Origin of the sequence: Campylobacter concisus (genome assembly GCF_003048905.1) — a bacterium.
Lineage (GTDB): Bacteria > Campylobacterota > Campylobacteria > Campylobacterales > Campylobacteraceae > Campylobacter_A > Campylobacter_A concisus_V.
This window is the reverse complement of the sequence record NZ_PIRO01000001.1, coordinates 1,106,115-1,120,866: the sequence shown is the minus strand read 5'-3', so window position 1 is coordinate 1,120,866 and position 14,752 is coordinate 1,106,115. Positions and strand designations below refer to the sequence as shown.

General features: G+C 38.0%; 13 protein-coding genes, 5 tRNA genes and 1 pseudogene. 9 read left to right on the top strand and 10 right to left on the bottom strand.

All coding sequences use genetic code 11. The annotated features are described in order from the left end of the window. Nucleotides 1-285: 285 nt before the first annotated feature. Nucleotides 286-438: pseudogene (locus tag CVS95_RS09990) on the top strand (hypothetical protein); the annotation flags it as partial. Nucleotides 439-1,933: 1,495 nt separating this feature from the next. Here CVS95_RS09990 and CVS95_RS05635 read toward each other — a convergent pair. Further along, nucleotides 1,934-2,530, bottom strand: coding sequence for a site-specific integrase (locus tag CVS95_RS05635; protein ID WP_234400018.1), 597 nt, complete (start codon nt 2,528-2,530; stop codon nt 1,934-1,936). A gap of 98 nt (nt 2,531-2,628) precedes the next feature. Between CVS95_RS05635 and CVS95_RS09575 the strand changes: the two genes are divergently transcribed. Then, nucleotides 2,629-2,814, top strand: a complete 186-nt coding sequence (locus tag CVS95_RS09575) for a hypothetical protein (protein ID WP_159071262.1) — start codon at nt 2,629-2,631, stop codon at nt 2,812-2,814. A 16-nt stretch (nt 2,815-2,830) separates the two neighbouring features. Then, the gene (locus CVS95_RS09635) at nt 2,831-3,286 is read left to right on the top strand and encodes a hypothetical protein (RefSeq protein ID WP_018137156.1); all 456 of its coding nucleotides are present in this window, start codon (nt 2,831-2,833) and stop codon (nt 3,284-3,286) included. A 295-nt stretch (nt 3,287-3,581) separates the two neighbouring features. Here CVS95_RS09635 and CVS95_RS05625 read toward each other — a convergent pair whose 3' ends face one another. The 7 genes from CVS95_RS05625 to CVS95_RS05600 all read right to left on the bottom strand — a co-directional run bounded on the left by CVS95_RS05625 (nt 3,582) and on the right by CVS95_RS05600 (nt 7,270). Continuing rightward, nucleotides 3,582-5,201 (bottom strand): tyrosine-type recombinase/integrase, encoded by a 1,620-nt coding sequence (locus CVS95_RS05625; RefSeq protein ID WP_107695861.1) that lies wholly within the window; start codon nt 5,199-5,201, stop codon nt 3,582-3,584. Nucleotides 5,202-5,263: 62 nt separating this feature from the next. Beyond that, on the bottom strand, nt 5,264-6,526 hold the full coding sequence (locus CVS95_RS05620) for a tyrosine-type recombinase/integrase (RefSeq protein WP_107695860.1): 1,263 nt from the start codon (nt 6,524-6,526) through the stop codon (nt 5,264-5,266). A 157-nt stretch (nt 6,527-6,683) separates the two neighbouring features. Further along, nucleotides 6,684-6,773: transfer RNA gene (locus CVS95_RS05615), tRNA-Ser, on the bottom strand. Between the two features lie 59 nt (nt 6,774-6,832). Further along, nucleotides 6,833-6,988, bottom strand: a complete 156-nt coding sequence (locus tag CVS95_RS09630; RefSeq protein WP_167496266.1) for a hypothetical protein — start codon at nt 6,986-6,988, stop codon at nt 6,833-6,835. Nucleotides 6,989-7,020: 32 nt separating this feature from the next. After that, a tRNA-Cys gene (locus CVS95_RS05610) sits at nt 7,021-7,094 on the bottom strand. Between the two features lie 6 nt (nt 7,095-7,100). Continuing rightward, nucleotides 7,101-7,187 (bottom strand) — tRNA-Leu (locus CVS95_RS05605). Nucleotides 7,188-7,195: 8 nt separating this feature from the next. Next, nucleotides 7,196-7,270 (bottom strand) — tRNA-Gly (locus CVS95_RS05600). A 106-nt stretch (nt 7,271-7,376) separates the two neighbouring features. Here CVS95_RS05600 and CVS95_RS05595 point away from each other — a divergent pair. From CVS95_RS05595 to CVS95_RS05570, 6 genes are all read left to right on the top strand, one after another. Then, a tRNA-Ala gene (locus CVS95_RS05595) sits at nt 7,377-7,452 on the top strand. A gap of 213 nt (nt 7,453-7,665) precedes the next feature. Further along, nucleotides 7,666-8,787: a PepSY-associated TM helix domain-containing protein gene (locus CVS95_RS05590; RefSeq protein ID WP_107695859.1), complete on the top strand. Its 1,122-nt coding sequence runs from the start codon at nt 7,666-7,668 to the stop codon at nt 8,785-8,787. Nucleotides 8,788-8,858: 71 nt separating this feature from the next. Continuing rightward, nucleotides 8,859-9,881, top strand: coding sequence for a ribonucleotide-diphosphate reductase subunit beta (locus CVS95_RS05585; protein WP_107695858.1), 1,023 nt, complete (start codon nt 8,859-8,861; stop codon nt 9,879-9,881). Beyond that, nucleotides 9,871-10,362: a hypothetical protein gene (locus CVS95_RS05580; protein ID WP_103593398.1), complete on the top strand. Its 492-nt coding sequence runs from the start codon at nt 9,871-9,873 to the stop codon at nt 10,360-10,362. Before CVS95_RS05585 ends, CVS95_RS05580 begins: the two co-directional genes overlap by 11 nt. Continuing rightward, nucleotides 10,363-11,130 (top strand): carbon-nitrogen hydrolase family protein, encoded by a 768-nt coding sequence (locus tag CVS95_RS05575; protein ID WP_107695857.1) that lies wholly within the window; start codon nt 10,363-10,365, stop codon nt 11,128-11,130. It begins immediately after the preceding gene. 60 nt (nt 11,131-11,190) lie between these two features. Further along, on the top strand, nt 11,191-11,823 hold the full coding sequence (locus CVS95_RS05570) for a protein-L-isoaspartate(D-aspartate) O-methyltransferase (protein ID WP_107695856.1): 633 nt from the start codon (nt 11,191-11,193) through the stop codon (nt 11,821-11,823). 35 nt (nt 11,824-11,858) lie between these two features. Here CVS95_RS05570 and CVS95_RS05565 read toward each other — a convergent pair whose 3' ends face one another. Further along, a complete protein-coding gene (locus tag CVS95_RS05565) occupies nt 11,859-12,443 on the bottom strand; it encodes a hypothetical protein (RefSeq protein ID WP_107695855.1) in 585 nt (194 codons plus the stop codon). A 262-nt stretch (nt 12,444-12,705) separates the two neighbouring features. Continuing rightward, nucleotides 12,706-14,703 (bottom strand): TonB-dependent receptor domain-containing protein, encoded by a 1,998-nt coding sequence (locus CVS95_RS05560; protein WP_107695854.1) that lies wholly within the window; start codon nt 14,701-14,703, stop codon nt 12,706-12,708. Nucleotides 14,704-14,752 lie beyond the last annotated feature (49 nt).

Here is a 14,752-nt window from a genome sequence, read left to right as displayed (position 1 = left end):
TAAGAGGTGGTACATTTAGCAAAACAAAGATCGAACTAGAGAAGGATAAAAACATGAAGTAAAAATAAGAGTCTGGCACAGTGTTTGGAGACCAAGATGCAAGTCTTAATACCCTTAATAAGCCTAAAACGTATAATAGGATCAAATCATAGGGATGATTATAGTTCAGAAGATACCATAAACGTTAAAGGCTGGTACTACTGTCAAAAACGCCGAAATACAAACTTACGAAGTAGAAGATACTTTAAATATAAATGGTAAGGTTATAAATTCGAACATAAAAGTGGCTCAGGCAATGACACCGTTGATGGCGGAGCCGGTAACGATACGCTAAAGGTCACCGACGGCAGTATGGATTTTGGCAGGGTTAAAAATTTTGAAAAACTAGATCTAGCTAACGGCGAACGAACCGAAATAGCGTCTAGAGCTTTAGAATGACCGATAGTAGAAATAACCAACTATAGACGGCGATGGAAACGATAAGGTAGATATAGATAGCAACTTTACTTTAAAAGGTGATGCAAAATATGGTGAAGTAACTTACCATAAGTATGAGGCTACTTATATCGACGTTGATGGAAGTAACACCGTAACCTTAGAAGTAGTACATGAGATTTAAAATTTCAACCAAAACGTTTTAACCTCAAAGGAAATTCCTTTGAGATATTCTTTCCTATCATTAAATTTTTTCATATATTGTTTATCTTTTTAATCTATATAAAATGACCTATTTGTATATTTTTATATAAATTTTTCTGCAACAAAATATAAGATTATTTTAAACTGAAATGATTAAGCAAATTTGCAAATATCTAATAATAGTTTTTATGACTTATGGCCTGGTAAAAGCTGTTAAAAATCTAAATACTCCATAATTAATTGATATTCCACCTAACCAGCAACCTTCTTTCATCTTCGACGTTTAAATTTATAAAATCTATGCCAAAAAGTTTGGTTAAATTTTCGCCATTTAAAATTTGATCAGTTGCGCCCAATTCATATCCCAAGGAGCCGTTTAAAAGCAAGGTTTTATCCGCCGCCGCAAGCGCATGATCTTTCTCTGCATTTAAACTCCTTTAAAAATTATTAACGAGCGATTATACAGAAATATATAATGATTTTCAATATGTATAAAAAAGTGATATCGTATTTTATAAAGCCATAATTGCTATTTTATACTATATATTAAAACACTAAGATATATTAGATAACTGATAAAATTTTTCATTTTTTGTGTAGATGCAATATCTTGGATTGTGGAGAAGATAAAGCTAATCTATATTATGTTGATTGGCATGATATTTATGATATGTGCTAAATAGTACTTCATTGTATCCCAGCACAATAGACATATGCTTTTAAAATTTATATAACTCATTCAAAATTTCGAATAATATAACAATAATGGTTGAAGAAGTCGGAGTAGTTAAAAGCGTAAACAGAGGAATGGCAAGAGCACTTAATGATTTAACAGGAGAGGTAAGACAGCGGATAAATAAAAATTTTTGCCCGTCTGGCTAAGACCTTACAGCAAGCTCAGCCCGAGCTTGCTAAGTAAGTTTATCAACATTTTATATGTTGATGTTTAATAGGAGTGAATCTAGATAATTAAAATGTATGGTAGCATAATTTTACGTAATGTTACATAAGGTAAAACTACGTAAAACATGTATAGTGAAGTAAAGTAAGGTAAAACACGTATACTAAAGTAAAACTACGTAAAATAGGTATACTTAAGTATAGTAACGTAAAATACGTATAGTAAAGTAAATATACGTAATTTACGTATAGTGAAGTCACGTGAAGTATAGTTAAGTGAAGTTAGGTTAAGTATAGTAGAGTATAGTGAAGTAAAACAAGTATACCTAGGTAAAACCACGTAAAACACGTATAGTGAAGTAAAGTTACGTAATAAAATGTATTATGAGATATATTAGTAACTTACCATTTCAACTTTTGCTTTTAACACACTAGCATTTATATTTGCAGCATAGGTTCCTAATAAAATTTTATACTGCTTCTCATGCCCTACTATTTGAGCTATGATATTTGGCTCTACTTCTTGTTGGACAAGCGTATCTATAAAATAGTGTCTAAACGAGTAAAAAGTCTTTTGCTTGTCGCTACTTATTAGTTTTCGTTGTATTTGAGATCTAAAAATTTCTGAAAAGTCTTTGTTGCTTACTTTAAAGATGCTTTTGTTTGTACTAGCTCTTTGTTTTACAAACTCCATTAGTCCAAGCTCTATTAACTTACTATGAACAGGCACGAGCCTTATGGAATTTATATTTTTAGTACTCTTGCCATCATCTCTATTTATACTAAAGCAAAGCACGTTATTGTGCTGCACGATGTCACGTGCTCTTAGCTGAACTATCTCATTTATCCTCATGCCACTATATGCTGCTATCATGGTTATATAGTATAGATCATTTGCGTTTATCCGCTTGCTTGGTGACTTGTTTGTCTCTTTAAAATTTTGGACTATTTTAAAGATAGTGTTGGCTTCATCCTTGCTGTAAGGTAGCACCTTAAGCCGAATTTAGAGCTAAATTTAGCGCTCACCTAGCAAAGCATCCGATCGACTACGTCCTTTGCGACGAGACACAGGATATGCCGGCCAGATTTATGGGGGTTATTTACGAGGAGATAAAGGACTGCGTGTTTTTTATAGATGAGGCGCAGAAATTTTACCCCTATACGATGAATAGCATCGCAGATATCTTTCATCATCCAAAATTTGAGCGCATAGACATGAGAGGGCGGGTAAAAAATCTAAAAAAACGTCTACCGAATACCATCAAATATCGCTAGATGCGCATTTGAAATCTTGCAAAACGATAGTACCATAAATACCTACTATAAAAACAGCTTTTACCTAGATAAAAGCTTTTTGAAAGATATCGAATGCGTACTGCAAGACGGAAGCGTGAATATAAAGGCGATGGATGACTTTGCGCAACTTAGAGGCGTTTTAGAGTCCTTGCCCGTAAACGAAACTAGCGTAGTTTTAAGCAATAGTAAGAAATCGGTCGAGGGCATAAAAGAATACGCCTTACCAAAAGATAAAAACATAGATGTGCTTACGATGCAATCTATCAAAGGCCTTGAAGCGCAAAACGTCGTTATACACAACTTTTTGCCGTTTCTGCAAACGACGCTAAAAAACGACCGCAAGCTATTTTATAGAAAAATTTATGTTTTATTAACTAGAAGCAAGGAAAATTTATACGTTTCGATTCCAGAAAAGCTTGACGAAAATTTGCCTGCTGAGATAAAAGCATAATAGAAACGATAAAAAAATACGCAAGCATAGCAAAAGCTGCCGAAGGGCCGAGCAAAGACGAGAAAACCGCAAGCTCAAAAATAAAACTAGCCTCCATAAAACCCGTGCTAAGAGATATAAAAGACGGAGCCGAGCTAGTGATAGCCGGAAGCGAACTATTTGCCATAATAGCGGGGCTATTTGGGTATAGCTTTAAATTTGGGCTTGCGACTACCAGTCAAACCGAAAAACCGATTTTATACCCATGTCTACATACTAAGTTTTATCAAAATTCGGCAGATTACGGTGTCTTATCTTATTTTGCAATCATGGCGATGGGTTTATTTTTTGTTTTTCTAGATTTTCTAGGCTTTACGTGTCCGATTTGATTTTTTGGGATATTCAAATATTCAAAAATATCTTCAAAGACATTAAGCCCTCGTATTGCTAATATTTTTGGATCCGCATACTCGGATTGCGAGTATGTACCCTGTGTCATATCGGGTGCATAACCAAGTATAGTTTTGGTTATTTTATATTTTACTTGATCTTCGATATCGTCTTTCCTTAGCCTTTTCGAATGTCCCATTAAATTTTTTAAAGTGTCTTGATATTCGATAAAATCCCTAGAACACAAATACTCATCAATCGCGTTAGCAAAATTTCCCCTAAGTCTATGGACGCTTACCGTATTATCTTTTATTACCTTATCTATTTCGGCATTGAGAGCTTTGGACAAAGTTCCTTTATTTGAATATATTTTTTTAATTTTTGCAATCCAGTCGTATTTGTAGAGATCTTTTAATAATGTATGCAATGGTATGTTTCTATAAAATATCTTATCGGCACCTTGCTTCGCGGTTTTTACCTTCAAAAACGGATGATCGCAATCCGTATAAAAACTATCTTTATTTAAATTATAAAATTCCTCCGTCCTGACACCCGTTAATAATAAAAATCTTAAACAATCTAATAGCTCTTTTCGTATGCCGCTATTTTTACCGCTAAATAATTCTTTTAACTCATCGAGAGTAAAATTTCTTTTATCCGTTGTATTTTTATCCACTTTATAGTTGCTAAGTTTTTCAAACGGATTACAACTCACATATTTTTCTTGCACTGCGTAATTAAAAAATTTTCTTAGTCTGCCTATTATATTATTTGCATTTCCCTTACTGGTTTTATCTTTTATATGCTTTTGAAAATTTTGTGCACGCAGTTGCTTTAATTCATAGATATTGTTGTTTTTCATATATTCTACTAATCTTTCAACGTCCTTTTTGTATCTCCCCAACGTATCATCAGAATACATCTGTTTATCCCCTTCGTGCATCTCATACAACTCATATGTTTCAAGCAAATCTATCTCTGGCTTAAGTTCATTATTTGCAGGCAATAGTTGTTTTTTACTTTTTGGTATTTTTTTAAGTGTTTCGCTCTCTAAGTACCCCGCAATATTGTCGGGTACAAATTGATTATTGATAAATCTGCCGCCTTTTACTTTTTCATCCGTTAAAATGCCGTACTTTATTACTTCTTCTGGTATATCGTAATTTTTAAGATCTATTACGCCTGTTTTTGGCTCATTTTGCACATCAAGTTCGTTAACCGAATTCATGACGCTTTGAATTTTCATTGCAGTATCTTTGAAAACGACTTGAAGGTAATATTTGGTAGGTATTGAGTTGTTTAATTTTTTTAAAATATTCGCTCTTTTTCGCCATTTATCTTTGTCTTTTTTATTTCTGTCATAATTCTTTACGCAATAGTCCATATCTCTCTCAAGCTGCTCCTTATCTAGGGTGTTTCCGATAAAGCCCATCTTGATATTGTCTGTTTTGTTTATAAAAGCCTTTTCTATGCCAGAGTAAAACTCATAAAGCCTACCGAAGTCTGCGTTTTCTTCGTCAAGTAAATTTAAAATCTCTTTCTTCATATTTCACCTCTTTTTGCCAAATTATACATAACTAGCTAAAGATATTCAATAGAATTTCATCGCTAGAGACTGGAAAATATATTTAGACCATTCATAGCTTTTAACTTTGCTTTTAGCGAGATATCCTTGGCGTATACGTCTGTCGCTAGATCGGTAGCGTGCCCGAGTAGTACCGAGGTAACATCCGTAAAACCATTTTCTAAGGAGTAATTTTTAATAGCGGACGCAAAATTTGCCCTTAGCCTATGAAAGCTTACGTTGGAGTCCGGCAAAACGGCATGAATATGTTTGTTAAGCTTTTTTCCAAGATAATTACAATCGCTTTTACCTTTTTTTATTTTCGTTAACCACTTCATATCGCTTAGACGATATATATTTTTATGTATCGGCAGCTCTCTGAATTTAACATCTCCGCCTTTTTGCTTGGCAGTTTGAACTTTGATAATTTTAATACCGTCTCGCTCGCTTACGCTACTTTCATCTAAACTCCAAATTTCGCTAAGCCTAAGTCCAGTGTGCAAGGCAAACGCCATATAATCTTTAAGCTCTTTTTTATCCGTCTTAAAAATCTTAACCAGTTCGTCCATGCTAAAATTATCCTTCGGCGATTTTTGATCTTTGGAAATTTTAAACGAGCTTAAAAGCTTAAACGGGTTTTGAGATATAAGGCCTATTTTGATAGCATAGTCAAACATTCTACTTGCGTAGCACGTGTAGTTATTGATGGTCTTTTTGTTAAGCCTTTTATTATTTAAGAGATGTAATTGAAAATCCTCGCAGTCTTGGTAAGAAATTTGGGTTATCTGCTTGTGCTTAAAATAAATGTCAAGTGCTTTGGCTACCCTCTGATAGTATCCGGTATTTTTACTATTTGACTTCTTACTTTCGTTTTGAGCGTATCTGGATGCTATATCCGTAAATTTTATCGATTTTCGTGTTTTCTTTGCCCTATCGTTTTCTTGACATTCTTTTCTATCGATAAACATATCGTTGTCGGCTTTGGTAATCCCATAAATGCCCGATATAACTTTTTCAAATATTTCTTTATATTCGGTCGTCGGTAGTCGATGCGATTTGTTTTTAATATTTTTTTGAATGTTGCGTATCTTGTATCTTAACGGTAAATCAATAAATTTTTTGGTTTGAACAGAATTACGTCTGTTATCGGCTTCGTTTTTTATTTTTAAAGCGATGGCTTTGGCCTCAAACTCATTGTCCGTAAATAGACAATATTTGACGGTGATAATTTTATCATTTTTCAAGGCCTTATCGAAATAGTAGTAGCTTGGTCTATTTTTGATTCGAGTTATTAATTTAGAAGTCATTGCAAACTCCTAATCTAATAAGCAAACGATGTAACAGAAATCCAAATTCGGTGTAACAAAATAAAATCGTCCGAAATTTGAGACGAAAATATGGTGATATAGGCTGCTTAAAAATGCTGAAATACAGATATCTGAAGATATATTTTAAGAGTGGTTGTGGCCGGGAGATAGGGATTCGAACCCCAGGAGGCTTTCACACCTCAACGGTTTTCAAGACCGCCGCTTTCGACCGCTCAGCCATCTCCCGAATTAAAAGATTTGTGATTATAACCAACTTTGCTTAAAATTTACTATAATCTCTAAAATTTACTCTGTTTTTTCTTTAATATATGTAGCTCCATCATTTATCTTTTCTTTAGTCCATTCTTTAGCATTATGAGTATCTTCTTTTACGCCATGCCAAGTATTTGAACAACCAGCTACAAAAAATGCTATACAAGCTGCTAAAAATAAATTTCTCACTGTTATTCCTTTGAGTAGTTATTTTTGAAGTTTGGAGGCGACACCCGGATTCGAACCGGGGATCAAAGCTTTGCAGGCTCATGCCTTACCACTTGGCCATGTCGCCATATCGTGGTGCCCGAGACCGGACTTGAACCGGTACGGTAAAAACTACCGAGGGATTTTAAGTCCCTTGCGTCTACCATTCCGCCACTCGGGCTAAGTTAATGGAGCGGGAAACGAGATTCGAACTCGCGACCCCAACCTTGGCAAGGTTGTGCTCTACCCCTGAGCTATTCCCGCGTTAAAGTTTGCAATATTATCCAAAAATTGCTTAAAATTTTATTTTACTAAAACGAATTTCAAAATATTGTAAGCCATAAAAAGATAAAATATCAAAATCCACTTTGGGGTTATAGCTCAGCTGGGAGAGCGCTTGAATGGCATTCAAGAGGTCGGCGGTTCGATCCCGCTTAACTCCACCATAAATCTAAATACATCTATCACTATTTATTTTGCTAAAAATAACTTTTTACCAAAAAATAAGATGCCAATATGTAAAAATTTAATAAATAATTGACATTAAGACCCTTATCAACATTAGTAAAAATTAATAACTAAAAAATAATTTTATAAATTTTTATCTTGCTTTAACAAAAAATAAAATAATATTCGCTATTAAAATTTAAAGGAAAAAAATGTTAAAACGAGGAAAAATCATTTTCAACATCCACCTAATAATCGGACTAATTGCGGCTATTCCACTAATATTCATGACTCTTTCAGCACCATTTGCATCTTATAGAGAAGAGATCAAAAGTGCGATAAATAAAAATTTTATAAACTTAGTTCCTAGCGAAAAAGAAAATTTAAGCTTAAATGAACTCCTAGCTAAAGCAAAAAGTGAGATTCAATTTGATACGCTTGAAAGCTTACAAATAGGTGGAGCAAATGAAGCTTATCGTATAAGCATTACAAAGGATAAAAAGCAATTAAATTTCTTTATAGATCCAAGAAGTGGCGAGGTGATCAGTGAGGATTGGGGTGAGAAATTTCGTATCATTATCTTAAGCCTTCATAGAAATTTAGGACTTGCCTTGCTTGATAGTAAAGTACCAGCCAATATCGGCAAACAAATAGTTGCCATTAGCTCTATCATCATGGCTCTTCTTGCTATCAGTGGCCTCATCCTCTACGCACCAGCGATCAAGCGAAATTTCTTAAATTCGCTAAAAATTAAACCAAAAGCAAAGGGCTACGCCTGCTTCTACAATCTTCACACCAGCCTTGGCACCTACGTGGCGATCTTGCTTGTAGTGATGTCACTAACTGGACTTTACTGGTCTTATGGCTGGGTCAGAAGCAGCGTAAATAGTATATTTTTTGATCTAAAAACAGCTCCAATGAAAAAAAGTCTACCACAATCAAATTTACTCCCAATAAGCGATGAGAAATTTAAAGAGATCGAGACTGCGAAGCAAATTTTTAAGGATAACGTCACACTAGAGCTAAAATCGCTTACGATAAACGTGCCTGAAAATAACCAAACCACCTACACTATAAACTACGAAACTAGCGAGAGTCAAGTGGGTAAACTAAAGCTTGACGCGAGCGCTGGCAAGATCAAAGAGAATAAGCTAGTTAGTAAAAGTGAAAGCATCCCAGAGGCAAAAAAGGCTGGTCGCAAAGTACTTAGTCTACACACCGGTGAGATGTTTGGTGAGATCGGTCAGATCGTCTTTGCCGTATCATGCGTGATCGCAGTTTTGCTGATCATAACTGGCTTTTTGATGACCATAAAAAGGACTAAGGCACTCTAAATAAAAGTAAATTTTTACCTTGCTTTGGGTAAGATCTTGAGAAATTTTTACTACAAACAAGAGAGAAATTTATGAATAGAAAACGTATCTACAACCCAAGTTCAAATGAAAATTTGACCGACAGAAGAGTCTTTAACGGCAACCCACACGGTATTTTAAATTTTACCAAGGCAAAATACGAGTGGGCGTTAAAGCTTTGGGACCTCATGGAGGCAAACACCTGGTTTCCAAAAGAGGTCGATACCACTGACGACGTACGCGACTACGCCTACAACCTCACGCAGGCCGAAAAGCGCATGTACGATCTAGTTTGGAGTCAGCTCATCTCGATGGATAGCTTCCAGACGAACAACCTAGCCGACAACATCAACCCGTACATCACCGCGCCCGAGATCAACGCCTGCCTAGCGCGCCAAGCCTACGAGGAGGCCAACCACTCCAAGTCCTACGCCGTCATGGTAGAGGCCATCTGCGACAACACCGACCTGATCTACGAGATGGAAAAGCACGACGAGGTTTTGCGCGAGAAAAACGACTACATATCAAGCGTTTACGAGGAGCTTGCAGGCGAAGTAACGGACGAAAAGCTACTGCTAGCCATGGTGGCGAATCAAATTTTAGAGGGTATTTATTTTTACAGTGGCTTTACAGCGATCTACGCTCTAGCTCGCGCTGGCAAGATGCTAGGCTCAGCTCAAATGATCCGCTTCATACAACGCGACGAGATCACGCACTTGTTACTATTTCAAAACATGATAAACTCGGTCCGCAAAGAGAGGCCCGACCTTTTCACACCTGAGACTGAAGCAAAAATTTATGATATGTTTGAAAAAGCTGGAAATTTAGAGATCAAATGGGGCAAATATATCACTCAAAACCAAATAATGGGCTTTACTGATGATATCATCGAGCAGTACATCCACTATCTCATCGACCAACGCCTAGTTGCGATCGGCCTAAAACGCAAATATAACGTCGCTCACCCTATCAAATGGGTTGATGACTTTGCGAAATTTAACGACCAAAAGTCAAATTTCTTTGAAGCAAAGGTGACAAACTATAGCAAGGGAAGTATCAGCTTTGATGACTTTTAAAAATAGCATCTTAGCCCTTGCCTGCGTGCTTTTTGTGGGGTGTGCGAGTAGTAGCAGCCAGAGGGCGATCGACATAGCAAATAAGGATCTATTAAATAGTTTTAACCCTTACATACTTGTCAAAACAGACGAAACCAAATATGTTATCATCTACCAAAGCATGCCAGCTGGCGATGTCCGGCCAAGTCTGGCACCTATCGGGTCTGCTCTTTTTGTCGATGTTTTAAAGCAGATAAATAGGGTATGTAGCTTTAAATCCACCGACCTAAAAGAGACTAGAGTGGTATATTTTGACGATAAAACCTCGTTTTCTTACGAAGTCTGGGTCTTTAACGATCCGCTTTCACAGCGTGATAACAAGACCACAGCCATAACAGTTTTGCTAAAGCCAACTCCTGAAATTGGCGGGACGGATATGGATTTTAGAATTCCAGAAAATTGCCATGCGCCAAAGCAAACTATATTTGTATTTGGAAAATAAATGAGCGAAAATTTAAACCTAATAAGCCTAACTTTAAAGGCAAAAAATGCTACCGAGCGGCTAGAAGAGCTTGCAAATTTAGTTGAGGCTGCACCTGAAAATTCACTCATTCTTGCAAGTGAGCTTTGCATCAGTGGCTACGACTTTGACGGCTTTTTTGCAGGGGCGAACAAAGCGATGCTTGGTGGCATGATAGGCAGCTTTGATGCGATGCTGCTTGAGCGCTTGCAAGAGGCGCTTAGCCCAGATAAATTTCTTGGTTTTACGCACCTTAATAGCCTAAACAAAAGCGCAGGGCTCGCTCAAATTTCAAATTTAAATCCGCACCAACCAAAAATTTATAACGAATTTTTACTTCTTAACTCAAGCAATGTCTTTCATTCGCAGTTTAAGGCTGAGCTTTTTAGGCCAAATTTAGAGCATGAGATCTTTGCTGCTGGCGAAGTGAGCGATATAAATGCATTTACATTTAAAGGGCTAAAGCTTGGCGTGCTGATATGCTTTGAGCTGCGTGATAGCAGGCTTTGGGCAAAGTTAAAGGGGTGTGACATCATCATGGTGCCAGCCATGTGGGGCAAGGCTAGAAAGGACGCCTACCTTGGCCTTTGCAAGGCACTAGCCATCGCAAATAACTGCTACGTAATGATCTCAAGCTCGCTTGATCTTGAGACCGCCGGGGTCTTTTTGCCAGATGGCACGCTAGAAGCAAGCGCGGTTTTTGACGCAAATTTGATCACACAGATAAAGAAAAATTTAGGGCTTTTATAAATTTTAAGATAAGCTTTAAATCGTATAATAATGATTTAAAATTTGTTTAGGATAGAAATTTTGACCCAATTAGAAGCGATAAAATGCCAAAATTTAGCTAGCGATATAGCCGACGAGATCACGCTAAGTCCGCTTTTGTTCGATGCGATAGCCACTACTGAGCGTGAAATTTTTGTACCAATTACTGCACATGCTTATAAACTTGACGCGCAGCCCATACTGGGAAATCAATGGATCAGCTCGCCGCTAACTGTGGCAAAGATGACAATGGCACTAGAGTGTGAAAATATGGATAACATCCTAGAGATAGGCTGCGGTAGTGGCTATCAAGCAGCTATTTTAAGCAAACTTGCACATAGAATTTTTAGTGTCGAGCGAATAGAGAAACTAGCCATGGAGGCGAAAAAACGCTTTGATGCACTAAAAATAAAAAACGTGCATGTAAGATATGATGACGGCAACAATGGCTGGCGAAGCTATGCACCATTTGATCGTATCTTGCTCTCGGCAGCTGCTGATGAGATCTCGCCAAATTTATTTAAGCAGCTTAAAAATGGTGGAATTTTAGTAGCTCCAATGAAGAAAGATGGCAAGCAATTTATCGCTAAATTTAAAAAAGATAAAGATGGAAATTTAGAAAAAGAGTACTTGGATGAGTGCCTTTTTGTGCCACTTCTTGAAGGTAGAGAGTAGCCCAAAATAAGGCAAAGCTAAGCCTTGCCTAAATGTTAGAATTTATAAGTATAGCCTGTATAAATTCCTATAGTCGTATCTCTTAGCTGAGCTCCGCTATTTTTCTTATAAAAAGTCTTATCAGCTTTTAAGCCAAACTCGATCGCGTTATGTTCATCAAATGAGTAGATACCGCCCGCTTTTGCGCCAACTAGCAAGCCTTTGAAATTTTTCTTACTTGTTTCGTTATTAAATCTCTCTCTAACGCTCAAGTAGCCAAGACCTGTGTATCCGCCAAGAACGGCTTTAAAATTTTCAGTGATGCTTGGCGTATAATCAACGCCGCCTAAAAATTTATGCTTACTCCATTTTGCATCTGATTCACCAGCATTTTTCCTAGCTTTAAAGTCATAATAATAACCACCATAAGCTCTATAGTTGTCAAAATCATAACCGCCATAAAAGCCAAGACCATAGTGACCTTTTTTGAAGTTATTTCTCTCACTGTTTGCTATGTTTTTTGTTTTGATTTTTGAGTTAAACGAATAATCACCTTCACCACCAACAAATGCACCTTGAGCTAGTGCAGCTGAGCTTACCAAAGCTAGAATCAAGCTTGATTTTACAAGTAAATTTTTCATACCTCTCCTTTAAAAAATTTCTGAAATTTTACATCTAAGCTTTTAATCTATATAAAATTTAAATTTAATAAAGCCCTATTTTAATCATCCTTTGGCTTTAAAATTTAATAAGAAATTTTATACCAAGTGCCAATTTATTACTAATAGTAAATATAGTAAGTGTGAGTATTATTAAGAAGGTAAGAGCAAAAATACTTAAATTTAGCACGGCTTTAGGGCAAATCCTAAGCCCACAGCCATGCCAAATTTATTAAGTTACGTCCTAAAAATGTACCTTAAATTTTGCCCAAAAGCTTCTGCCAGGCTCATAAAGTCTCGTGCCATTCGGGATAGTCTCATATCCTGCGATACCGCCGCCGTAGCCGCCTTTTGAGTTATGATAGGCGTATTTGGCGTCGTTTAGGTTCTCCGCCGCTAGCAAGAATTGATAATTTTTATATTTATAGCCCGCGCTTAGCCCCAGCGTCCAAAAGCTATCGCTCTTACCCAGGTCCATGCCGCCCACGTCGCCGTAGCCTTTTTGCGCGCGGTTTTGCGACGCGTTAGTGTAGAAGTCGGCTTTGACGAACCAGTCGGGTTTTTCTAGCCCCGCGCTTAGCTTAAACGCTAGAGGCGAAACCTTAGGCAGCGCGTCGCCGTCTTTTAAGCCACCCGCGTTTTTAGTCACCTTGCCGTAGACATAGGATACGCCCGCCCCCAGCCTAAACATATCGGCTAGCAGCGTAGTGCCCTCGATCTCGCCGCCGTATAGCAAGGCATCGGTATTAAATACGTTTGATGACATGCCCATAGGACTATATTTTATCATTATGTAATCATCCATCTTAGAGACAAAGAAATTTGCGTTTAGTTCGTAGTTTTTATCTTTTAGCACGGTGCCAAAGTCTAGTTGCGTATTTCTTTCTTTATTTAGCTTAAGATTATCGTCTTTACTCGTTTCCCAGTGATCTGGCAACCTTTGTGCGTGGCCTAGTCCTGCGTAGAGCGTTAAATTTTGCAGATATTTTTCGTATCTAAAAAAGCCTGAGAATAAATTTTCTTTTCTGCTCTTATGCGTTTTTAACAGTTTTCTCTCGCCCGCGTCCAGCCTAAGTCCGCCAAAAAGCCCGTAGTCGTTTTCAAGAACGTATTCGTTTTGAGTGTATATCGTTTTATACGTTACCTTGCGCTCTTTTACGTGGGGCTTTGATACGGCGGCGTCCATTTCGGCTTTAGATACGCCCGCCATACCGCTTCCTGCGCCTCGCCATTTAAACGTATCTTGAGAGTATCCCGCGCCGATGAAGCTGGTTAGATTATCGAAATTTAACTCGCCTTCTAGCTTAAAGCCGTACATATCGCGTATCGGGTGACTGATGCTATATCCCTTGCCGCGTCCAACGCCCGGCACCACCGGACGCATAGTAAAGTTGTCCATTATGTGATCGATTTGATGATAGTATGAGCTTAGTCTAATCCTGTGCTCGCCGACGTCTTGTTCGAATTTTAGCCCGAAAGATTTACGGTCAAACTGCACGCCGTCCCTCATCCTATCGGCATACGCCGCTTCGCCATCGCCTAGATCCGCACTTAACTGCAAGGCGGTAGTATCTGTGGGCGTTAGCGTACCTACGATTGAGACGCTGTTGCGTTTATAGTGCGTATGCATTTTCTGTCCGTCGCCGCTTTTATAATCGCCGCTCTGGTAGTGTCCTCCGGAAATCTCTAAGCTGCCCAGCTCGTTGCCCGCCGCTACGTCCGCGGCAGTTTCAAATCTTCTAAAACTACCTCCCAGCACGCTTACGTTTCCTCCGAAGCTCGGTTTTGACAGCCTTGCTATCTCTCTATCGAAAAATATACCGCCACTAATGAGCGCGCCGTATCTGACGTCTTGCGGGCCTTTTACGATGCGAACCGAGCTATAATTTTGCGCCGAGATGTAGGTGATGGGCGTATCCATGCGCATGCCGCAGCCCCCATTTAGCGTGCTACCGTCGATTAGTACCGGCAATCTAGCCGCCGTCTGCGAGCGGTAATAAACCTCGCTGCCGCCTCCGCCCTTGCGCTCCATCGTAAAGCCGCTCAAATTTAAAAGCGATTTGGCGATATCGCTGTTTTCCAGTATCGCGACCTTGCCGACTATTTGGGCCTTTGTCGGTTCGTCAAGAACAGACTTTTGTATCTTTGCGGAAACGGTAACCGGAGCCAGGTCTATCGTTTCTTCAGCACCAAGCATTAAATTTGGTACTAAAGCAAATGCTAAAACGTAAGAAATTTTCATGTTTAGTCCTATGAAATTAATATTTAAAATTAAAATTAAGGCAAAAATA

Coding starts and splice junctions, on each gene's coding strand:
- CVS95_RS05625 (WP_107695861.1), bottom strand. CDS start 5,201: ATGAAGAAAGAGATTTTAAATTTACTTGACGAAGAAAACGCAGACTTC.
- CVS95_RS05565 (WP_107695855.1), bottom strand. CDS start 12,443: ATGAAAAATTTACTTGTAAAATCAAGCTTGATTCTAGCTTTGGTAAGC.
- CVS95_RS05575 (WP_107695857.1), top strand. CDS start 10,363: ATGAGCGAAAATTTAAACCTAATAAGCCTAACTTTAAAGGCAAAAAAT.
- CVS95_RS05585 (WP_107695858.1), top strand. CDS start 8,859: ATGAATAGAAAACGTATCTACAACCCAAGTTCAAATGAAAATTTGACC.
- CVS95_RS05560 (WP_107695854.1), bottom strand. CDS start 14,703: ATGAAAATTTCTTACGTTTTAGCATTTGCTTTAGTACCAAATTTAATG.
- CVS95_RS05620 (WP_107695860.1), bottom strand. CDS start 6,526: ATGACTTCTAAATTAATAACTCGAATCAAAAATAGACCAAGCTACTAC.
- CVS95_RS05580 (WP_103593398.1), top strand. CDS start 9,871: ATGACTTTTAAAAATAGCATCTTAGCCCTTGCCTGCGTGCTTTTTGTG.
- CVS95_RS09575 (WP_159071262.1), top strand. CDS start 2,629: ATGGGGGTTATTTACGAGGAGATAAAGGACTGCGTGTTTTTTATAGAT.
- CVS95_RS05590 (WP_107695859.1), top strand. CDS start 7,666: ATGTTAAAACGAGGAAAAATCATTTTCAACATCCACCTAATAATCGGA.